Genomic DNA, 21,604 nt, shown 5'->3' with positions numbered 1-21,604 from the left:
TCGCGTCGGCGATCAATATTATTTCCACAAGAAACGGGGGTGTTCAAATACTGGACGCATGCCTGGGATATGACGCAGGCGGGTGCGAGCCTGTATGACTCCAACAGTGAGAGGGCAACAATGAACCAGATCCATGCAATGCGGGTTTTCGTGCGGGTGGCAGATACTGAAAGCTTTCGCCGGGCTGCTCAACAACTCGATGTATCGAATGCACTGGTTACGCGAGCCATCGCGATGCTGGAAGCGCATTTGAAAACCCGGTTAATCAATCGAACCACACGGAATCTTTCGCTGACTGAAGCCGGCACCCGTTATCTCGAAGGTTGCCGCGCGTTACTCGAAGAACTCGATCATCTCGAATCCGCCATTACCCATACCGAGGGTGAACCGAGCGGCACGCTGCGTGTCGTGGCATCGAGCGCGCTGTCGCTGCTGACGCTCACGCCGCTCATCGACGGCTTCCGCAGGCTGCATCCGAAGGTCAATGTGCGTCTGACGCTCGCCGAGCGCCACGTCGATCTCGTCGAGGACGGCTACGACGTCGGCATCGTCACGGCTTACATGGTGTCGAGCACGGCGCTGGTCGAACGGCCCGTGGGCACCAACGCCTTCGTTCCGGTCGCCACGCCCGAGTTCATCGCGCAGCACGGCGCGCCCGTCGCGCCCGCCGATCTCCTTGGACTGCCCGCGGTCGCGTTGCCGAACGAGATGCGCAATCTGACCTGGCATTTCCGCCATCACCTCGGCGCCGCCGACCAGATCACGCTCGCGCCGGTCTATACGGTGAACAACGGCCTGATGGTGCGGTTGGGCACGCTGAAGGGCATCGGCTTCGCGATCCTGCCGGAGGGCATCGTGAATGCGGACCTGAAGGAAGGCACGCTGGTCCGCCTGCTGCCCGATTACGCCATCGACGACCCGGACATCAAGATGTCGATCGTCTATCCGGGACGCCAGTACTTGCCGGCCAAGACGCGCTTCTTCGTTGACTACGCGCTGGACTATCTCAGCCAGCGTTTCGCGACGTCCACGAGCATGCCGGACGAGGGTTTCCGTGCGCCGCACCTGGCGCTCAAGCCGATGCCGGCCTCGGTCAACGCCGTGCCGGCCGCCGCGAACTGAAGCGGCGTTCCGGTTGCATCGGCGGACGGCGCGATCGCGGTCCGTCCCGCCCTGCCTGCGCGGCGCGCGGAGCGCGCCGTGCTCAGGTCTCGCCGTATTCAGCGCTGGTCACATCCGGCGCTGCGCACATCTCGTGCAGCAGCGGCGCTTCGCGCTCGTGCACTTCCACGGGCATGCACAACGCGCCCGCATAAGCCATGTAGCGCGCGCGATGCTGCCCGTTGCGAAAGGCCACGACCCCTTCCCGATGCACGCCGAGCAACCCGAGCAAGCCGGGCGAACGCCGCACGCTGATCGTCACGTACGGCATCTCCGGCACACGCGGATTGTCCGGGTCGAGAAACTCGCGGATGCCGCGCACCTTGCCGGCATGCCAGTCGTCGACGGCCTTGAGCACGTAGTCGGTGTCGTCGCGATCGGCGCACGCGAGCAACTTCCTCACGTCGACGAGCACGACCCGGTGGCGCGAGTCACGGCCAGTGAAGACCCGCTTCAGACGCACGAAGTCATACTGCGGATGGCTCTGGAGCCTGACGATCCAGACCGCTTCTGCGGCGGTCGGCGTAACCATCGTGTCCATGTCGGTATCTGATGAAGACTGCGGCGCGCGCGCCCCGTGCGCGCGTGTTTCGCATCCATGCTTCGCTTGAACATTCCGCTTGATCTGCCTCGCGGTTCTCTCTCGGCGAACCTCGGGCCCAGCTAAACTTTTACACCCTAGACGCGATTCATGAAAGCGCCGTGACGGGCACGTGGCGTGCTTTTGTTGCCAGAATTGAACAGACTGGCGAAAGCGGCGGCGCGGCTGTCACGCGGCCGTCATACACGCCTCGTGGACGCTCAAGTGGATAACGCTTCCGATCTCATCGTCGCGCGGCCCGAAGGTCTCTTCTGTGCTCCGGGCAACTTTTATATTGACCCATGGCGGCCGGTCGAACGGGCTGTCATCACGCATGCTCATGCCGATCACGCGCGTTTCGGGCACGCCCGCTATCTCGCCGCCGAACCGGGCGTCGGCGTGCTGCTGTCGCGGCTGCCGGGCATCGACGTGCAAGGACTGCCGTACGGCGAAGCCATCGACGTGAACGGCGTGCGCGTGTCGCTGCATCCCGCGGGACACGTGCTCGGCTCGGCGCAGGTGCGCGTCGAGTACAAGGGGCGCGTCTGGGTGGCGTCCGGCGATTACAAGGTCGAGCCCGATCCCACCTGCGCGCCCTTCGAGCCGGTCCGCTGCGACACCTTCATCACCGAGTCCACCTTCGGCCTGCCGATCTATCGCTGGGATCACCCGCGCGTGCTCTTCGACGGCATCGATTCCTGGTGGCGCCACAACGCGGCGCAGGGACGCGCGTCGGTGCTGTTCTGCTATTCGTTCGGCAAGGCGCAGCGCGTGCTGGCCGGCGTCGATGCCGCCATCGGCCCGATCTTCTGTCACGGCGCGGTCGAGCCGCTCAATCGCGCCTATGCGCAAGCGGGCGTGGCGCTGCCGCCGACGCGCCCGGTCAGCGAGATCGCCGCAAAGGACAAGGCCGCCTTCAAGGGCGCGCTGATCGTCGCGCCGCCGTCCGCGCAAGGCAGCACCTGGATGCGCCGCTTCGGCGACTACAGCGACGCCTTCGCGTCCGGCTGGATGCGCCTGCGCGGCACGCGGCGGCGCAAGGGCGTGGACCGCGGCTTCGTGCTGTCCGATCACGCCGACTGGCCGGGCCTGCAACTCGCGATCGGCGCGAGCCGGGCTGAACGCGTGATCGTCACGCACGGACAGATCGAGCCGATGGTCCGCTGGCTCACCGAGCAAGGCCTCGAAGCCGGCGCGTTCACGACCGAATACGGCGACGACGCCATCGAAGCCGACACCGCTCAACCCGAACCCGCTCCTGCCGGAGCCGACGCGTCATGAAGCGCTTCGCGACGCTCTACACCGCGCTCGACGCCACCACCTCGACCAACGAAAAGCTGGAAGCGCTGATTGCCTACTTTTCGGCAGCGGAGCCGGAAGATGCGGCATGGGCCGCATATTTCCTCGCGGGAGGCAAGCCGCGCCAGTCGGTGCCGGCGCGCCTGCTGGCCGAATTCGCCCGCGAGCGCGCGGGTCTGCCGGACTGGCTGTTCGAAGAGTCGTATCAGGCCGTGGGCGATCTCGCGGAAACCATCGCGCATGTGCTGCCGCCCGCGACGGGCGAATCGACGCTGGGGCTCGCGCAATGGATCGAGGAGCGCGTGCTGACATTGCGCGGCACGGATCCCGCGGAGCTGCGCGCGCGCCTGCTCGCCTACTGGGACGAACTCGACTGGAGCGAGCGCTTCCTGCTGACGAAGCTGATCGGCGGCGGTTTTCGGGTGGGCGTCGCGCGCCAGCTGGTCGTGCGCGCGCTGGCGCAAGTCGCGGGTGTCGATCACAAGCGCGTCGCGCAGCGCATGGTCGGCTGGACCGATTCGCGCCAGGCGCCGAGCGCCGCGCGCTATTTGCGGTTGATCGCGCCCGCCGCCGAGGGCGACGACGTCGATACGCCGCATGAAAGCGATCTCGGCCTGCCCTACCCGTTCTTTCTCGCGCATCCCTTGCAGGCCGATCCGGAGACGCTGGGGCCGCCCTCCGGCTGGCTCGCGGAATGGAAGTGGGACGGCATCCGCGCCCAGCTGGTGAAACGCGGAGGGCGTGTGTGGGTCTGGTCGCGCGGCGAGGATCTCGTCACGGACCGCTTCCCGGAACTCGCGTCGCTGGGCGCGGCGCTGCCCGACGGCACCGTGATCGACGGCGAAATCCTCGCATGGGAACCGGGCGCCGCCGCGCCCTTGCCATTCGCGCGCCTGCAGCCGCGCATCGCGCGCAAGTCGCTGACGAAGAAAGTGCTCGCGGATTCACCGGCCGCGCTGCTCGCCTACGACCTGCTCGAAGCGGACGGCCGCGATCTGCGCACCGAACCGCTGCACGCGCGGCGGGCGCGGCTCGACGCGCTTGCCCAGTCGATGTCCAGTACGCTAGCGGTCGACCTGCTGCGCGTGTCGCCGCTGGTGAGCGCGTCCGACTGGAGCGCGCTCGCTGCGTTGCGCGACGAGAGCCGTGCACGCGGCGTCGAAGGGCTGATGCTGAAGGAGCGCGAATCGATGTATGGCGTCGGGCGCACGAAGTCTTCGGGAACGTGGTGGAAATGGAAGATCGATCCGTATTCGATCGATGCGGTGCTGCTCTACGCGCAGCGCGGCCATGGACGGCGCGCGAGCCTCTACACGGATTTCACCTTCGCCGTCTGGGATGAAACCGGCGGCGTGCGCACGCTCGTGCCGTTCGCGAAGGCCTACTCGGGCCTCACCGACGAAGAGATGCGTCGCGTCGATGCCATCGTGCGCAGGACGACCATCGAGAAATTCGGCCCGGTGCGCAGCGTCACGCCCACCCTGGTCTTCGAGATCGGCTTCGAGGGCATCCAGGCGAGCCCGCGCCACAAGTCGGGCATCGCAGTGCGCTTTCCGCGCATGCTGCGCTGGCGCACCGACAAGGCGATCGAAGACGCCGACACGCTGGAGATGCTCAAGGGTTTCCTCAATGAGGTCACGGCATGAGCGAGACCGATGCAAGCGGCAAGGACCGCCGCCGCGCGCCCCGGCCGCGCCGGATTCCGCGCACGCGCGCCGCGCAGGCGAAGCTCGATGCCGCGGCCGAGCTGTTCGTTCCCGCGCCGTTTGCCGTCGACGAGAATGAGGCCGCGCAGCCCTTCGATGTCCGACTCGCGCGCTGGTTCGACGCACGTGGCTGGCAGCCCTTCCCCTTCCAGCGCGAAGCGTGGCGCGAGATCGCACGGGGCGCGAGCGGCCTGCTCCATGCGACGACCGGCGCGGGCAAGACCTGGGCCGTGTGGCTCGGCGCGCTGGCCGCCTTCGCGGACAAAGCGCCGAAACCGCAGCACAACCTGCAGCACAACCCGCAGCCCGCGCCGCTCACGGTGCTGTGGATCACGCCGATGCGCGCCCTCGCCGCCGACAGCGCCCGCGCGCTGCAAGCGGCGGTCACGGCGCTGGCGGTGCCGTGGAGCGTCGGCCTGCGCACCGGCGATACCACGTCAACCGAACGTGCGCGCCAGAACCGCCGCATGCCGTCGGCGCTCGTGACCACGCCCGAGAGCCTCACGCTGATGCTGACGCGCGCCAACGCGCAGGAAGAGCTCAGGCATCTGCGCATGATCGTCGTCGATGAATGGCACGAACTGCTCGGCAACAAGCGCGGCACGCAGACGCAACTGGCCATCGCGCGCCTCGCGCACTGGCGTCCGGACCTGCAGATCTGGGGACTTTCCGCGACGCTCGGCAACCTCGCGCTCGCGCACGATGCGCTGCTGCATCCCGTCAGGACGCCGCGCGTCGTCGTGCAAGGCGCGCAACCGAAGACGCTGGTCGTCGATACGCTGATTCCCGACACCATCGAACGCTTTCCGTGGGGCGGGCATCTCGGCGTGCGCCAGGTCGGGCCGGTGGCCGCCGAGATCGATCAGGCGCAAAGCTCGCTCGTCTTCACCAACACACGCTCGCAGGCGGAAATCTGGTATCGCGCGCTGCTGGAATTGCGCCCGGATTGGGCCGGCCTGCTCGCGCTGCATCACGGCTCGCTCGACAAGGAAGTACGCGACTGGGTCGAACTCGGCCTCAAGAACGGGCAACTGAAGGCGGTGGTGTGCACGTCGAGTCTCGATCTCGGCGTCGACTTCCTGCCGGTGGACCGCGTGTTCCAGATCGGCTCGCCGAAGGGCGTCGCGCGGCTGATGCAGCGCGCCGGGCGCTCGGGCCACGCGCCCGGACGCGTGTCGCGCGTGACCATCGTGCCGACTCACGCGCTCGAACTCGTCGAGGCCGCGGCGGCGCGCTGGGCGATCGGCGAGAAACGCATCGAGGGCCGCGACATGCCGCTCAAGCCACTCGACGTGCTGGTCCAGCATCTCGTGACGGTGGCGATCGGCGGCGGCTTCACGGCGGCCGAGATGTACGACGAAGTGCGCCGCGCCTACGCGTATCGCGATCTCACGCAGGCCGAGTTCGACTGGGCGCTCGCGTTCGTCGAGCGCGGCGGCACTTCGCTCGGCGCGTATCCGGATTTTCATCGCGTCGCACAGGGCGATGACGGCGTGTATCGCGTGCCGCGCGAAGACCTCGTGCGCCGCCATCGCAACAACGTCGGGACGATCGTTGCGAATGCAACCATCAACGTGGCGTACATGACGGGCGGACGGATCGGCGCGATGGAGGAGTCGTTCATCTCGCGCCTTAAACCCGGCGATGTCTTCACCTTCGGCGGACGCTCGCTCGAACTCGTGCGCGTGCGCGACATGACCGCTTACGTGAAGCGCGCAACCTCGTCACGCGGCGCGATGCCGCAATGGGCCGGCAGCAAGATGCCGCTGTCGTCGGAACTCGCGGAGGCCGCGCTCGTGATGCTCGCCCGCGCCAGCGACGGCATCCATGACGAGCCCGAGATGCGCGCCGTCGAACCGTTGCTCGACTTGCAGGCGAAGTGGTCGGCGCTGCCGGGACCGGGCGTGCTCGTGGTGGAATGCGTGCGTTCACGCGAAGGACATCACTTCTTCTGCTATCCGTTCGCGGGACGCATGGCGCACATTGGCCTGGGATCGCTGATCGGCTGGCGCGTCGCGCGCGACCAGCCGAGCACCTTCTCCATCTCGATGAACGACTATGGCTTCGAGTTGCTGTCCGCGCGGCCGTTCGACTGGGAGACGCTCATCGCCGAAGGGCTGTTTTCACCGGACAACCTGGAGCACGACATTCTCGCCAGCCTCAACGCATCAGAGTTGTCGTCGCGGCGATTCCGCGAGATCGCGCGGGTGTCGGGGCTCATTTATCAAGGGCATCCCGGACAGCAGAAGAGCGCGCGTCAGTTGCAGGCGTCGAGCGGCCTGTTCTATGAAGTCTTCCGCAAGCACGACAGCGGCAATCTGCTGCTCGCGCAGGCGGATCAGGAAGTCATGCTGCAGGAACTCGAACTCGGACGCATCCGCGCGGCGCTGCAGCGCATGAGCGAGAGCCGCCTCGCGCTGACCCATCCGAAGAAGCCGACGCCGTTCGCCTTCCCGTTGATCATCGCGCGGCTGCGGGAAAAGGTCAGCACGGAAAAGTTGTCGGATCGCGTGGAGCGTATGCTCGCGGATCTGGAGAAGGCAGCGGACAAGTAAATGGCAATTGAGGCACTGACCATCGATGTGAACGGCCACGCGCTTGTGCTCTCGGCAGACCGCGCGGCATTCGATCCCGTCCTCGGGAGTCTGTTCATCGCCGATGCGCATTTCGGCAAGGACGCCGTGTTTCGCGCGCGCGGCATTCCGGTGCCGGCCGGCACCACCGGCGAGAGCCTCGCGCGGCTCGACGCGCTCGTCGCGGCGCATCGGCCGGAATCCGTGGTGTTTCTCGGCGACCTGCTGCATGCGCGCGAATCGCACGCGCAGGAAACGCTCGAGGCGCTCGGCGCCTGGCGGGAGAGACATCGGGGCTTGCGGCTCGTGCTGGTCGAAGGCAATCACGACCGGCATGCGGGTGCGCTGCCCACGGCGTTCCGCGTCGAACTCGTGAAGGAACCGTACCGGCTCGGCCCATGGGCGCTGTGTCATCACCCGCAGACGGTGGACGGCGCGTACGCGCTCGCGGGCCATGAACATCCGGTGTACCGGCTCGCGACGCGCCTCGACCGCGCACGCCTGCCGTGCTTCCGGTTCGGCGCGCGCGCGGGCGTGCTGCCGGCGTTCGGCGCGTTCACCGGCGGCTTCGAGGTAAACCACGAGGTACGCCGCGAAGCGGTCTACGTGATCGCCGGCGAGCGGGTGCTGCAGGTCAGTGATAGATCCTCGTCGATGACTGGAGCTGCGTGAGCTTGCCGCGCGTGAAGCCGTACCAGCCGAGATTCGACTGCATCACCACTTCCTCGCCCTGCCAGAACACGCGCTTGACCGTCATGCGCTGGCCGGTGCGCTGCACCAGCGGCGGATTGCGGCGCAGGTCGTACAGAATCGGTCCGGTGTCGGTCTGCACCAGCATGCGCGCAACGGTAACGCCCGCGCCCGGCGTGTCATCGAAATGGACGATGCGCTTCGCGTCGTAGCGGTCGAACACCTGCGTGTCGATGAGCGCGGCCATGCCGGACTCGTCCTGCAGGAAATGCAGCGTGCCCGCCGGCGTGGGGATCGGCCCGGCGGCGTTGCTTTGAGCGAACGCCTGTGCGGCGACCATAAACGTGGCCGCCACGGCGGCGCCAATACAGAATTTTGTCGGTGACATCGTTATTCAGTAGTTGCTGCGTTTTTCCAACAGTGGCCGGGTCGTGCGATCCGCAACGAATGCGCGGCAGCGACACTGTTACCGGAAACATCTGACGCAAGCCGGCGCGACATTCGCAAGACTCATGCGCCGGGATGCTCGACAAAAGAATTTCCATGCGGCGCCAGGCTTCATCCGGGACAGCCGACCTAGGGTTTATACCAGCATCGCAAAAAGCCTTTCGGTACAATTCGAGCCTTCAAACCGCCCCGGCGCCGGCATCGCTCAGTCCGACGATGCGCGCGCGGCGTGACCCCGCTCCGTCTCCACCATGCCCCTGCCTCTTTTCGCTCTCGCCATTGCCGCGTTCGGCATCGGTACGACCGAGTTCGTCATCATGGGCCTGCTGCCCAACGTCGCACGCGATCTCGCCGTATCGATCCCCGCAGCCGGCATGCTCGTCTCCGGCTACGCGCTCGGCGTCACCATCGGCGCGCCGATCCTCGCCGTGGTCACCGCGAAAATGCCGCGCAAGAAAGCGCTGATGGGACTGATCGGCGTGTTCATCGTCGGCAACATGCTGTGCGCGCTGGCCCCGAACTACTGGGTGCTGATGGGCGCGCGCATCGTCACCGCGTTCTGCCATGGCGCATTCTTCGGCATCGGCTCGGTGGTCGCCGCCGATCTCGTCGCGCCGAACCGCCGTGCCCAGGCCATCGCGCTGATGTTCACCGGGCTCACGCTCGCCAACGTGCTCGGCGTGCCGCTCGGCACCGCGCTCGGCCAGGCGGCCGGCTGGCGCTCGACCTTCTGGGTCGTCACGCTGATCGGCATTGCGGCGGCCGGCGCCCTCGCCGTCTGCCTGCCGAAGCACATCGAGATGCGCGAAACCAGCATCCTGCGCGAATTCGACGTGCTCAAGAATCCGCAGGTGCTGATGGTGCTCGGCATCAGCGTGCTCGCCTCGGCCAGTCTCTTCTCGGTGTTCACGTATATCACGCCGATCCTCGAAGACGTAACCGGCTTTACGCCGCATGCGGTCACCTACGTGCTGCTGCTGTTCGGCCTCGGCCTCACGGTGGGCAGCACGCTGGGCGGCAAGCTGGCGGACTGGAAGCTGCTGCGCTCGCTGCTGTCGTTCCTGCTGGCCATCGTCGTGATCCTGACGATCTTCGCCGGCACGATGCACGAGCCCGTCCCGGCGATGGTGACGATTTTCTTCTGGGGCGTGCTCGCGTTCGCGATCGTGCCACCGCTGCAGATCCTCATCGTCAACCGCGCGAGCGACGCGCCCAATCTCGCCTCGACCCTGAACCAGGGCGCCTTCAACCTCGGCAACGCGACCGGCGCGTGGCTGGGCGGCTGCGTGATCGGCGCGGGCGCGCCGCTCACCGCGCTGCCCTGGGTCGGCATCCTGATGGCGGCGAGCGCGTTCGGCCTGACGCTCGTGTCGGCGACGCTCGACAAGCGCGCCCGCCGTCTGGCGATCGGCCAGGCGGCCTGAACGCCGCCCACGGCAATGCATGAAGGGCATCCTCTCGCGTGATTTTCTTGCGCTGATCCTGAGCGTCGCGGTCGTCGGACTGGGACTCGGCGCGACGCTGCCGCTGACCGCCCTCGCAATGACGCAGTCGGGTCACGGCAGCGGCGTCGTCGGCCTGATGACGGCGATGCAGGCAGGCGGCGGCCTGCTGATCGCGCCGTTCGCGGGCCGCGTGACGACGCGTTACGGCGCGCGCGAGATCATCGTCGTGACGGTACTGCTCGCGGCGTGCGCCACCATCGCGATGCAGTTCACCTCGAACCTGTGGCTGTGGGCCGCGCTGCGCCTCGTGTTCGGCGCGGCGCTGATGTTGCTGTTCACCATCGGCGAAGCCTGGGTCACGCAACTCGCCGACGATGCCACGCGCGGCCGCGTCGTCGCGATCTATGCGACGAACTTCACCCTCTTCCAGATGACGGGCCCGGTGCTGGTCAGCGTGATCGGCGGCTGGCCGGCGTGGCGCTTCGCGATCTGCGGCGCGATCTTCCTGCTGGCGCTGCCGGCGCTGGCGTCGATCCGCGGTCAGCCGCACGCGCTCGCGCCGGACCCGGACGAAAGCGGACACGGCGACTGGCGCGACGTGCTGCCGCGCATGCCGGCGCTCGTGATCGGCACGGGCTTTTTCGCGCTCTTCGATACGCTCGCGCTCTCCCTGATGCCGCTGTTCGCGATGGCGCACGGCGTGAGCCAGGATCTCGGCGTGCTGTTCGCGTCCGCGATCCTGCTGGGCGACACGACCATGCAGTTTCCGATCGGCTGGCTCGCCGACCGTTTCGGGCGCGCAAAGGTCCACGCCGGCGCGGGGGGCGTCGTCGTGGCGCTGCTGCCGGTGCTGCCGTGGGCGGTGGCGACGCCGTGGCTCTGCTGGCCGCTGCTGTCCGTGACCGGCGCGGCGGCGGGCAGTGTCTATACGCTTTCGCTGGTGGCCTGCGGCGAGCGCTTTCGCGGACCGTCGCTCGTGTCCGCGACGGCGATCGTCGGGGCGTCCTGGAGCGTCGCGAGCTTCGGCGGGCCGATCATCGCGGGAACGCTGATGCAGCGCGTCGGCGCGGATGCGCTGGTCGGCGTGCTGACGACGGCGGCGGGCGCGTTCCTGGTCGCGGCGTGGTGGGAAAGGCGGCGCGGGACGGAACGCGTGTCAGGTTGACGTCAGTTCAACACCGACAACCCGACGTTCGCTATTTTCGCGTTCGATAAGGCCGTTTGAACTCGACGTGATCCGCATATTTCCGCTTGGCTGCCACCGTCAGCGCGATCACGACGATCAGGCCTACGACCATGGCCGCAGGCGCATTGTTCGAGATTTTCCAGCCCAGGAAGACAGTGACCCCGGCGGCAAACAAGATCGCCAGGGACTGTTGCTTCGGCAAGCCGTAGTACACCTCGGCCTGACAGCCCCGACAGACGCGGGCTCCGCGGGGTACGCCGTAAAGACAGTGCGGACAAGTAAGGTCGCTCATTCGGTCTCCGGTTCGAGTATTTTGCGATGCATGTTTCTATCGCGACTCGAACCGCGGAGACCATACGATTCGTCCTAACTCGGCGCGGCGGAGTGAATCATCACACCGCCTGCACCGCCCCGCCCTTTTCCCGCCGCACGAACGCGAGCACCATCACCAGCCCCGCCGAGCACAACACCGGCAGCGCTGCCGCATGGAACAGCGCGACGTTGCTCCAGCCAAGCGCGATCATCTGGCCGCCGACGAGCGGTCCGATCACCGAGCCCACACGCCCGATACCCAGACTCCAGCCGATGCCGGTCGAGCGCAGCGCCGTCGGATAGTAATGGCCGGCGAGCGCATTGACCGCCGGCTGTCCGCCGACGATGCAAAACCCGCTCGCGAACACCGCCACGAACAGCCAGGTCTGCACATGCGCGACGCCGCCGATCATCCCGACGCACAGCGCGCCGAGCGCGAAGCACGCGAGCAGCACGCGCACGAATCCGAGCCGTTCGATGAACCAGCCGAGCGAAAGCGTCCCGATCACGCCGCCGGTCTGCAACAACGTGCCGACCAGCACCGCCATGCCGGGTGAATAGCCGGCGTCGCGCATCACGGTGGGCAGCCAGTTCGACAGAAAGTACAGGTCGATCAGATTCATGAAGCTGATGGCCCACAGGATCAGCGTGACCGGTCCGCGGCCAGCGCGGAACAGTTCGGCCACGGGCGCGCCGCCGCTGGCCTTCTCACGCACGACGAGGCGCGTCGAGGCGTCGATGCGCAGCGTCGGATCGAACTTGGCGAGCCAGTCCCGCGCACGCGCCTCGCGGCCCTTCAGCACGAGGAACTGGAGCGACTCCGGCAGCGCGGCGATCATCGCGAACGCGAGCAGCAGCGGCACTGCGCCGCCGACCCAGAACACCGCGCGCCAGCCGAACGCCGGAATCAGCGCGGCGCTGACGAAGCCGCCGAGCGCCGCGCCGAGCGTGAAGCCGCACGACACGAGCATCATCCGCTTGACGCGATGTTCGGGCGTCGAGAACTCGCCGACCAGCGCCATCGCGTTGGGCATGATGCAGCCGAGACCGAGCCCCGTGACGAAGCGCAGCACGGTCAGCACGGTCAGGTCGTTGGTGAACGCGGTGGCGATCATCGAGAGCCCGAAGAACAGCGTCGCGCCGATCAGCACCGGACGCCGCCCGATGCGGTCCGCCAGCACCGAGAGTCCGAGCGCGCCCAGCAGCATGCCGAACAGGCTCGCGCTGAACACCGGCCCGAGCGCCGCCTTCGATACATGCCAGTCCGCGATGACGGCGGGCGCGACATAGCCCATGGCCTGCGCGTCGAAGCCGTCGATGACGAGACACAGCCCGCACAGCGCAAGCAGCATCCACTGGAAACCGGGCCGGTGCGCGCTGCCCAGCGCGCGCTCGACGTCGATGGTCGTCTCACTCATGTCCTTGTCCTTGTTCATTCCGATATCAACCGCGCGCCGCCAGAATCCGGCCAGCGCATTCGCCAAAACCGACGCGATAGCCGTCGCCCTGACACCAGCCGGTGATCACGACTTCATCGCCGTCCTGCAGGAAAGCGCGTTCGCCGCCGCCTTCCAGCCGCAGCGGCCGCTGGCCGTTCCACGTGCTCTCCAGGAGGCTGCCGCAGGAGTCCGGCGTCGGGCCGCTGATCGTGCCCGAGCCCATCAGGTCGCCGACGCGCGTATTGCAGCCGCTCACCGTGTGATGCGCGAGCTGCTGCGCCATCGACCAGTACATCAGCCTGAAGTTGGTGCGCGAGATCGTCGTGGCCTCGCTCGCGCCTTCGGCTTGCAGCGTCACGCGCAGGTCGATATCGAAGGCGTGATCGCCGGCATGGCGCAGGTAGTCGAGCGGCTGCGGGTCCTGTGCCGGCGTCGCGGTGCGGAACGGTTCGAGCGCGTCCAGCGTGACGATCCACGGCGAGATGGTGGTCGCGAAGCCTTTCGAGTTGAACGGTCCGAGCGGCACGTATTCCCATTGCTGGATATCGCGGGCGCTCCAGTCGTTGAGCAGCACCATGCCGAAGATGTGCGCCTCGGCCTGCTCGCACGCGATGGGTTCGCCCAGCGCATTGCCGCGCCCGATGATGAAGCCCGTCTCCAGTTCGAAGTCGAGCTTGCGGCACGCGGCGAACACGGGCCGTTCCGCGTCGGGCAGCTTGATCTGGCCGTTCGGCCGGCGCACCGGCGCGCCGCTCACGATCACCGACGACGCGCGTCCGTTGTAGCCCACCGGCAGCTCCGACCAGTTCGGCAGCAGCGCGTTCTTCGGATCGCGGAACATCGAGCCGACGTTGGTCGCGTGCTCCTTCGACGAATAGAAGTCCGTGTAGCCCGGAATCTCGACCGGCAGATGCAGCGTCGCGTCCGCCCGCGGCACCAGCGCGCGGCGACGCAGCGCCGGATCGTCGCGCAGCGTAGCGTTGCCGTGCGCCAGCAGGCCGCTCAGCGCGATGCGCACCGCCCGCCAGTGCTCGCGGCCCAGCGCGATGAAATCGTTCAGGCGCGGTGCATGCAGCGTGCCGTGCGCGTCGAGCAGGCGCGCGTCCTCCAGCGCGGCGAGATCCACGATCCAGTCGCCGATCGCGACGCCCGCGCGCGGCTGCGTGTTCACGGCGTCGCTGAAAATGCCGAACGGCAGGTTCTGGATCGGGAAGTCGCTCGCCGGATCGTTCGCGGACTCGATCCAGCTCTTCAGCGAGGGCGCGAGGGTGGCTTGCAGCGCGTCGTTCATCGTTGCTCCGGGTTGAAATGTTTCGTGAGGCCTTGCCAGCACTCGTAGTAATGGGCCTGCAGCTGCGCGGTGTCGAGCGCGAACTGCGTCGGCCGGATCAGCGTGCGGGTCTCGAACATGAAGGCCATGGTTGCGCCGACCTTGGCCGGTTGCGTCGTGTCGCCGTGCGAGGCCTTCTCGAAGGTCTCGGCGTCCGGACCATGTCCCGACATGCAGTTGTGCAGGCTCGCGCCGCCCGGCACGAAGCCTTCGGCCTTCGCGTCGTAGACGCCCTGCACGAGGCCCATGAACTCGCTCGCCACGTTGCGGTGAAACCAGGGCGGACGGAACGTATCCTCGGCCGCGAGCCAGCGCGGCGGGAAGATGACGAAGTCGATGCTGTCGACGCCCGGCGTATCGCTCGGCGATTGCAGCACCAGGAAGATGGACGGATCCGGGTGGTCGAAGCTGATCGAGCCGATGGTGTTGAAGTGCCGCAGGTCGTACTTGTACGGCGCGTAGTTGCCGTGCCACGCGACGACATCCAGCGGCGAATGGCCGATCTCCGCGCGCCACAGCACGCCGTTCATCTTCGTGACCAGCTCGAAGCGTCCTTCGCGGTCTTCGTAGGCAGCGTGCGGCGTGAGGAAGTCGCGCGGATTCGCGAGACCGTTCGAGCCGATCGGACCCAGATCCGGCAGTTGCAACAGCGCGCCGAAGTTCTCGCAGATGTACCCGCGCGCCTCGCCATCCGGCAGCGCGACCGTGAAGCGCACGCCACGCGGAATCACGGCGATCTCGTTCGGCTCGACATCGACGTTGCCCAGTTCCGTGCGGATCGCGAGACGGCCTTGCTGCGGCACGATCAGCAACTCGCCGTCCGCGTTGTAGAAGAAGCGGTCCTGCATCGGGCGGTTGGCCGCGTAGACGTGGATGGCGCAACCGCTCATCGACTCGGCGGCGCCGTTGCCGGCCATCGTCACCCAGCCGTCGATGAAATCGGTCGGCGCGGACGGCATCGGCAGCGGATCCCAGCGCAGCTGGTTGGGCGGCGTCGGCGGCACCTCGGCGAAATTGGCGACCAGCCTGCCCCGGCCGATCTGCGTGAAAGGCAGGTGCACCGCCGCCGGCCGGATGCGGTACAGCCACGACCGGCGGTTGTGCGCGCGCGGCGCGGTGAACGCGGTGCCCGACAACTGCTCGGCGTACAGGCCATAGGCCACGCGCTGCGGCGAATTGCGGCCGATTGGCAGCGCACCGGGCAGCGCCTCGGTGGCGAAATCGTTGGCGAAACCCGACTGGTAGTGCCGGCTGGCGTCCGTGTGGGTGTCGAACGTTGACATGGTCGAAGTCCTCGGCGAATGAACGCGATCGAATACAGCAGGGCGAAACGGCACGGCGTAAAGCCCGCGCCCGTGACGCGATTTACGAATGGTAAAACCAATTACGTTTAGTGAAATTGATCGTAAACCCTAGGCACCGCACTTCATCCGGCATATCAATATGTGAATTTGGTGGTGGACGCGGCATGACGCGCTGATACCATCGACCATTCCATCGAAGCTATTGCGTATCTGCCTTCAGCCACGCCCTTATAAAAACCGACGCCGCTTTCATGATCTCCCCATCGCTGCCTGAACTCGTTGCCCGCGCCAAGGAACATCCCTTTCTCGGGGCGCATATCGTGCTGGGCGACGACGACAAGACGGAGGAGGCGTTCGCGCACTATCGGGACGTGTGCATTGCGAGCGCGTACGAGCCGATCTTCGATGTCGGCACGCACAGCTTTCCGCAGACGCTGAGTGCGTCGCCGGAGAGCGCCGAGCGTTTCGGCGACGAACTCGGCGTGCAGGCGCTGACGCTCATCCGCGGCGATGCGCCACGCGATCCCTTCGGGCAACTGGAAGACGATCAGGAGCTGGTGACGCTGGACCGGCTGTCACGGGCGCTGCACGCGTTCAATTTCTTCGGGCCGCATCGGCCGGGGCTGCTGTTCCTGCGCGTGCATGAACGGCTGCTCAAGAGCGTGAAGTACGACCACGGGCTGCACTTCTCGTCGGTGCTGATGGAGTTCGGCATGAGCCCGTCGCGCGTGGTGATCGAACTGCCGGCGGCCGCGGTCGCGCACAAGACCTTTCTCGGCTATCTCACCAAGAGCTATCAGCACTACGGCTTCAAGGTCGCGGGCAACCTGCCGAATGCCGGGCAGATCATGGCCGTGTCCGACATGGCGCGCCTCGACTTCATCAAGATGGATGCGGGCGCGGCCCTGCGCGATTCAGTGGTGAAGCATCTCGTCGCGTATGCGCATCGGCTGCGGATTCCGCTCATTTTCTCGAACGTCGCCGACGAGGCGCAGTTCGACGCCCTGCAGCAGTTCGATGTGCATTTCGTGCAGGGGCCCGTGTTCGATGCGCATCCGGTGCATGGGCGTTAAGAAGCGGCGCGCCCTGCACGGCGCTACGTGCTGCGCAACCGATGCATCAGCGGTTTCAGCGCCGGATACAGCTCGCGATACACCTCGAACCGGTCCGCATAGACCCGCTGTCTTTCGGCATCCGGCTGCGCCCGTTCGACGAGCGTGACCCAGCCGCCCTCGGCCGTTTCGCGCGACACCAGTCCTGCCCCGAGCGCCGCCAGCAACGCTGCACCCATCGCCGCTTCCACATCCTGTTCGATCGACAGCACCGGGTAGTTCGTCACATCCGCGATGATCTGCATCCACAGATCGGAATGCGCCGCGCCGCCCACGACGATCAGCCGGTCATCCAGCGACTGCGCCCCGCGCCGTCCCGCCTCCATGTTGTGCTTCAGCGCGAACGCGACGCCTTCGAGCACCGCGCGGTACAACGTGGCGCGCGTATGGAACAGGTTCAGCCCGACGAACGTGCCGCTCGCGCGCGCATCCCATACGGGACTGCGTTCGCCCATCAGGTAAGGCAGGAACACGACGCCGTCCGAACCCGCCGCGATCTTCGATGCCGCCTCTTCCAGCAGGCGGTGCGGGTCGCCATGCGGCAGCTGCTTCGCGGCTTCGATCTCGGCCTGGCAGAACTGGTCGCGATACCACGCGACGCATTGCCCCGCCGTGCTCGCCCCGCCGAATACGTAGAGATCGCGCGTGCCGTTGTAGACGTGCGGCATCGACACGAGGCCATGACGCGCATCCACCGTCTGGTTGATGTAGCCCCAGCACATGCTCGTGCCGATCATCGCGACGTGATGGCCCGCCTGCGTGACGCCCGCGGCGAAGGTCGCCACGGCGGCATCCACGCCGCCCGCGACGACCGGCGTGCCGGCCGCGAGTCCGAGCGCATCGGCCCACTGCGACGACAGGCCGCCCACGATCTCCGATGACTCCACCAGACGCTTCGGCATCATCGACGCTGGAATGCCGAGCATGTCGAGCGCCTGCGCCGACCATGCGCGCTGCGCGACGTCATACACGCCGCCGATATTGCCCGCCGAGCTGTGATCGACCGCGAGTTCGCCCGTCAGGCGCTGGATCACGAAGGCATTGGGCGGCAGGAACCAGCGCGTCTTCTGCCACACCTCCGGACGATGCTCGCGCAGCCAGAGCATCTTCGTGAAGCCGTAATAGCTGTCCACGCCGTTGCCCGTGATCTTCTCCAGGCGCTCGACGTCGACGTTCGCGCGCACCCAGTCCACTTCAGCCGTCGCGCGCCGGTCCATCCAGATGAGACAGGGATGCAGCGGCTCCATGTGCTCATCGACGGGAATGCCCGAACCGCCGTACAGGCTGCTCACGCAGAGCGACTTCACGTCGGCGGCGGTTACGCCCTTCTCGCGCGCCTTGGCCGTGACGCCCGCGATGCACGCGGTCACCGCATCGAACCAGACCGACGGCCATTGCTCCGCCCACAACGGCTTCGGCGTGTCCGGGTGATACGCGCTCGCATGCTGCGCGACGATCGCGCCGTGCGTATCGACGAGCAAGGCTTTCGTGCTCTGCGTGCCGATGTCGATGCCGATCACGTAATTCATCTCTGTCTCCTGCATGATGTTTTTTCGCCTATCGTCTGATGTGCCGCTCAGGGCCCGCGTCAGGCCCCGGCGAGGCGCTCACGCACCTTCGTCCAATGGCCGCCGGCTTGCCTATCCGGGTTATTCCGGAGACGCGTATGCGTGCCGTCTTGTTGCGGCGCAGCGTCGTCTCCGTTCATGCGTTGCCGCCTTCTCACCCATGCCGAGGCGCGCGAATTGCGCCGCGTTGCACGACACATCACGCCTTGACATTCCCTCGAGCGAATACGATTATTCGATCATTAGATCATCAAACGAGCAAATGCTCACTCCACCGCAATGTCTCGCGCACGCGCGCCGTTGCGACCAGCGTCCGCGAAGAACGGCGCGCAGCCCATCAGAGGAAGAGACAACATGACTAGCGAAGCCAACGTGATCCTGCACATCGGCGCCGGGTCTTTTCATCGCGCGCATCAGGCGTGGTACCTGCACCGCCTTATCGAGACCGGTGATGCGAACGACAGGCGCTGGTCGCTCGCGGTGGGCAACATCCGCGGCGACATGAACGCCGTGCTCGACGCGCTGGCGGCCCAGAATGGCGAATACACGCTCGAGACCGTGACGCCGAAAGGCGAGCGCGAATACGAGCGGATCAAGGCCATCAAGAAGGTTCTGCCGTGGTCGGCGGACCTCGATGCGCTGATCGCCACGGGCGCCGATCCGTCGTGCAAGATCGTGTCGTTCACGGTGACGGAAGGCGGCTATTACCTCGACGATCACGATCGGCTAGATCCTTCGAACCCGGATCTCGCCGCCGACCTGAAAGGCGGCCGGACGACCATCTATGGCGCGATCGCCGCGATTCTCGCCGCGCGCATGAAGAACGGCGCGGGCAAGGTGTCGCTGCAGAATTGCGACAACCTGCGCAGCAACGGCGATCGTTTCAAGAAAGGGATGCTCGAATTCCTGAGCCTGCGCGGCGAGACCGACCTGCGCGACTGGATGCTCGCGAACACGTCGTGCCCGAGCTCGACGGTCGACCGCATCACGCCGCGCCCGACGCCCGACGTCGCCGAGCGCGTCAAGGCCGCGACCGGCTTCGATGACCGCGCGCCGGTGATGGGCGAGAAGTTCATCCAGTGGGTGGTCGAGGACGACTTCATCGACGGCCGCCCTGCATGGGAGAAGGTTGGCGCGGAGATGGTCGACTCGGTGCATGCGTACGAGGAAGCGAAGATCCGCGTGCTCAATGCTCCGCACAGCTGCATTGCGTGGGCGGGGACGCTGGTCGGGTTGCAGTACATCCATGAAGGCACGCAGGACCTGGAGATTCGCGCGCTCGCGGAGGCGTATGTCACCGACGACGTGATTCCCTGCCTCACGCCGAGTCCGATCGATCTCGCGAAGTATCGCGACATCGTGCTCGACCGTTTCAGCAATCCGTATATCAAGGACACGAACCAGCGCGTCGCGGCCGACGGTTTCTCGAAACTGCCGGGCTTCATCGCGCCGACGCTGTCTGAGTGCTTCGCGCGCAACGTCGATCCCGCGTCCACCGCCATCCTGCCCGCGCTCTTCCTGCGCTTTCTCGAACGCTGGCACGAAGGCAAGCTGCCTTATGCCTATCAGGACGGCGTGATGGATCCGGCCGTCGCGCATGGCTATTTCACGTCGCCCGATCCGGTCACGGCCTTCGTCGCGGACAAGCAGCTCTGGGGCAAGATGGCCGGCAGCGAGGGACTCGAACGCGTGATGCGCGACGCCGTCGCCAAGGTCGACGCGTGGCTCGCCAACCGTCCGTGAGACGTTCCATCCGCGCGCGGTTATCGCGAACGTAATCGCAGCGTCAACTGCGCGCCGCGCCGCTCGGGTAATGTGCCCATGGCGCGGCGCCGCGCGTGGCGTTAAATTAGCGCCTCCCGCTGCGCGGGACTCACACGTCGCTCATTCCTCGTTTTCCGCCGGGCGCGAACCTGGCCACGACCCAAGGGTACGTTCATGTACTTAGGCATCGACCTCGGCACCTCCGAAGTGAAAGTCCTGCTGCTCGCCGCCGACGGCAGCGTGATCGGCACGGCGGGCACGCCCTTCACCGTGTCGCGTCCGAAGCCGCGCTGGTCAGAACAGAATCCGCTCGACTGGTGGGAAGGCACGCGCGCCGCACTGTTCAAGTTGCGCGAGAAATTCCCTGCCGAATTCGCCCAGGTGCGCGGCATCGGGCTCTCGGGTCAGATGCATGGGGCGGTGCTGCTCGATTCGCAAGACCGCGTGCTGCGCCCCGCGATTCTGTGGAACGACATGCGCAGCGACAAGGAGTGCGCCGAGTTGTACGAGCGCGCGCCCAATCTGCATGAAATCGCCGGCAATCTCGCGATGCCCGGCTTCACCGCGCCGAAGCTGCTCTGGGTCGCGCACAACGAACCCGACCTGTTCCGCCAGACCGCGTGCGTGCTGCTGCCGAAGGACTATCTGCGCATGCATCTGACCGGCACCAAGGTGTCCGATCCCTCCGATGCCGCCGGCACGCTCTGGCTCGATGTCGCGCGGCGCGACTGGTCGGACGAACTGCTCGCGGCCTGCGGCATGTCGCGCCAACAGATGCCCGCGCTGGCCGAAGGCAGCGCGCCGTCCGGCACCCTGCTGCCGGCGCTCGCGCGCGAACTCGGCCTGCCGGAAGGCGTGGTGGTCGCAGCGGGCGGCGGCGACAATGCCGCGAGCGCGGTGGGTATCGGCGCCACCGATCCGGGCGACGGCTTCCTGTCGCTCGGCACCTCGGGCGTGCTGTGCGTGATCGGCGACCGTTTCCGGCCCAATCCGGCGTCCGCCGTGCATGCGTTCTGCCATGCCATTCCGGATCGCTGGCACCAGATGAGCGTGGTGCTGTCGGCGGCGAGCTGCCTGCGCTGGGTCTGCAAGCTGACCTCGACCGACGAGCCCACGCTGCTCGCCGAGATCGAAGCCCTGCCCGCAGACATCCTGTCGTCCGCGCCGCTGTTCCTGCCGTATCTGAGCGGCGAGCGCACGCCGCACAATGATCCCTACGCGCAGGGCGTGTTCTTCGGCATGACGCACGCGACCGATCGTGCGCTGCTCGGCTATTCGGTGCTCGAAGGCGTCACGCTCTCGCTGACCGATGGTCTCGACGCGCTGCAGTCGGCGGGCACGCAGGCGCGCGCATTGTCGATGCTCGGTGGCGGTGCACGCAGCGCGTACTGGGCGCAGATGTTCGCCGACGCCTTCGATACCCCGACCCGCACTCACGGCGGCGGCGAAACCGGTGCGGCGCTGGGCGCGGCGCGGCTCGGCTGGCTCGCGGCGGGCGGCGACCCGGCAACGGTGCTCGCGAAACCCGAGATCAAGCAGGAGTTCACGCCGGATGCACAGCGCCATGCGCTGTTGAGGCAGCGGCTGAAGAGTTTCCGGGAGCTGTACCAGCACGTGCGGCCGCTGTTCGATCCGGCGCGGCCGAGGCTGGCATAACGTCGGCCCCAAGAGCGCTCGTGAGGGCGATC

At 66.9% G+C, this 21,604-nt stretch carries 17 protein-coding genes; 10 read left to right on the top strand and 7 right to left on the bottom strand.

Annotation, left to right across the window (positions count from 1 at the left end; translation table 11 throughout):
- Positions 1 to 69: 69 nt before the first annotated feature.
- On the top strand, positions 70 to 1,122 hold the full coding sequence (locus tag QCE69_RS02615) for a LysR family transcriptional regulator (RefSeq protein ID WP_309931526.1): 1,053 nt from the start codon (positions 70 to 72) through the stop codon (positions 1,120 to 1,122).
- A gap of 82 nt (positions 1,123 to 1,204) precedes the next feature.
- Here the strand turns inward: QCE69_RS02615 and QCE69_RS02610 are convergent, their stop codons facing one another.
- The gene (locus QCE69_RS02610) at positions 1,205 to 1,702 is read right to left on the bottom strand and encodes a plasmid fertility inhibition factor family protein (RefSeq protein WP_309914158.1); all 498 of its coding nucleotides are present in this window, start codon (positions 1,700 to 1,702) and stop codon (positions 1,205 to 1,207) included.
- Between the two features lie 264 nt (positions 1,703 to 1,966).
- On the opposite strand from QCE69_RS02610, the gene QCE69_RS02605 reads away from it, so the two are divergent.
- The 4 genes from QCE69_RS02605 to pdeM are packed head-to-tail and all read left to right on the top strand — an operon-like array spanning position 1,967 to position 7,991.
- Positions 1,967 to 3,022, top strand: coding sequence for a ligase-associated DNA damage response exonuclease (locus QCE69_RS02605; RefSeq protein WP_309914155.1), 1,056 nt, complete (start codon positions 1,967 to 1,969; stop codon positions 3,020 to 3,022).
- Positions 3,019 to 4,686, top strand: a complete 1,668-nt coding sequence (locus tag QCE69_RS02600) for an ATP-dependent DNA ligase (RefSeq protein ID WP_309929326.1) — start codon at positions 3,019 to 3,021, stop codon at positions 4,684 to 4,686. Before QCE69_RS02605 ends, QCE69_RS02600 begins: the two co-directional genes overlap by 4 nt.
- The gene (locus QCE69_RS02595; protein WP_309929323.1) at positions 4,683 to 7,301 is read left to right on the top strand and encodes a ligase-associated DNA damage response DEXH box helicase; all 2,619 of its coding nucleotides are present in this window, start codon (positions 4,683 to 4,685) and stop codon (positions 7,299 to 7,301) included. Before QCE69_RS02600 ends, QCE69_RS02595 begins: the two co-directional genes overlap by 4 nt.
- Positions 7,302 to 7,991, top strand: coding sequence for a ligase-associated DNA damage response endonuclease PdeM (pdeM, locus tag QCE69_RS02590; RefSeq protein ID WP_309929321.1), 690 nt, complete (start codon positions 7,302 to 7,304; stop codon positions 7,989 to 7,991).
- On the opposite strand, the gene QCE69_RS02585 is transcribed toward pdeM, so the two are convergent.
- Positions 7,954 to 8,397 carry a hypothetical protein gene (locus tag QCE69_RS02585; RefSeq protein ID WP_309929319.1) on the bottom strand — a complete coding sequence of 148 codons (444 nt, stop codon included), beginning with the start codon at positions 8,395 to 8,397 and terminating at the stop codon, positions 7,954 to 7,956. The two genes, pdeM and QCE69_RS02585, sit on opposite strands and share 38 nt — an antisense overlap.
- 310 nt (positions 8,398 to 8,707) lie before the next feature.
- Here QCE69_RS02585 and QCE69_RS02580 point away from each other — a divergent pair, with 310 nt between their 5' ends.
- Both QCE69_RS02580 and QCE69_RS02575 read left to right on the top strand, forming a co-directional pair.
- The gene (locus tag QCE69_RS02580) at positions 8,708 to 9,880 is read left to right on the top strand and encodes an MFS transporter (protein ID WP_309914141.1); all 1,173 of its coding nucleotides are present in this window, start codon (positions 8,708 to 8,710) and stop codon (positions 9,878 to 9,880) included.
- Positions 9,881 to 9,899: 19 nt separating this feature from the next.
- Complete coding sequence (locus QCE69_RS02575) at positions 9,900 to 11,066, top strand: MFS transporter (RefSeq protein ID WP_309929317.1); 1,167 nt, start codon at positions 9,900 to 9,902, stop codon at positions 11,064 to 11,066.
- Positions 11,067 to 11,097: 31 nt separating this feature from the next.
- Here the strand turns inward: QCE69_RS02575 and QCE69_RS02570 are convergent, their stop codons facing one another.
- The 4 genes from QCE69_RS02570 to hmgA all read right to left on the bottom strand — a co-directional run bounded on the left by QCE69_RS02570 (position 11,098) and on the right by hmgA (position 15,451).
- Positions 11,098 to 11,379, bottom strand: a complete 282-nt coding sequence (locus QCE69_RS02570) for a hypothetical protein (protein ID WP_309914135.1) — start codon at positions 11,377 to 11,379, stop codon at positions 11,098 to 11,100.
- A gap of 100 nt (positions 11,380 to 11,479) precedes the next feature.
- Positions 11,480 to 12,817: an MFS transporter gene (locus tag QCE69_RS02565; protein ID WP_309914132.1), complete on the bottom strand. Its 1,338-nt coding sequence runs from the start codon at positions 12,815 to 12,817 to the stop codon at positions 11,480 to 11,482.
- Positions 12,818 to 12,842: 25 nt separating this feature from the next.
- Positions 12,843 to 14,129 carry a fumarylacetoacetase gene (fahA, locus tag QCE69_RS02560; protein ID WP_309929315.1) on the bottom strand — a complete coding sequence of 429 codons (1,287 nt, stop codon included), beginning with the start codon at positions 14,127 to 14,129 and terminating at the stop codon, positions 12,843 to 12,845.
- The gene (gene hmgA / locus QCE69_RS02555) at positions 14,126 to 15,451 is read right to left on the bottom strand and encodes a homogentisate 1,2-dioxygenase (RefSeq protein WP_309929314.1); all 1,326 of its coding nucleotides are present in this window, start codon (positions 15,449 to 15,451) and stop codon (positions 14,126 to 14,128) included. Before hmgA ends, fahA begins: the two co-directional genes overlap by 4 nt.
- Before the next feature lie 272 nt (positions 15,452 to 15,723).
- Here hmgA and QCE69_RS02550 point away from each other — a divergent pair, with 272 nt between their 5' ends.
- Positions 15,724 to 16,545, top strand: a complete 822-nt coding sequence (locus QCE69_RS02550) for an EAL domain-containing protein (RefSeq protein WP_309914123.1) — start codon at positions 15,724 to 15,726, stop codon at positions 16,543 to 16,545.
- A gap of 23 nt (positions 16,546 to 16,568) precedes the next feature.
- Here QCE69_RS02550 and QCE69_RS02545 read toward each other — a convergent pair whose 3' ends face one another.
- Entirely contained in the window at positions 16,569 to 18,113 is a 1,545-nt protein-coding gene (locus tag QCE69_RS02545; protein ID WP_309929313.1) for an FGGY-family carbohydrate kinase, read from the bottom strand.
- A 393-nt stretch (positions 18,114 to 18,506) separates the two neighbouring features.
- On the opposite strand from QCE69_RS02545, the gene dalD reads away from it, so the two are divergent.
- Positions 18,507 to 19,895, top strand: a complete 1,389-nt coding sequence (gene dalD, locus QCE69_RS02540; RefSeq protein ID WP_309929311.1) for a D-arabinitol 4-dehydrogenase — start codon at positions 18,507 to 18,509, stop codon at positions 19,893 to 19,895.
- A 195-nt stretch (positions 19,896 to 20,090) separates the two neighbouring features.
- Positions 20,091 to 21,572: a xylulokinase gene (gene xylB / locus QCE69_RS02535; protein ID WP_309807410.1), complete on the top strand. Its 1,482-nt coding sequence runs from the start codon at positions 20,091 to 20,093 to the stop codon at positions 21,570 to 21,572.
- Positions 21,573 to 21,604 lie beyond the last annotated feature (32 nt).

The organism is Caballeronia sp. LZ032, from assembly GCF_031451315.1.
Classification (GTDB): Bacteria; Pseudomonadota; Gammaproteobacteria; order Burkholderiales; family Burkholderiaceae; genus Caballeronia.
This window is presented reverse-complemented; position numbering and strand designations above follow the sequence as displayed.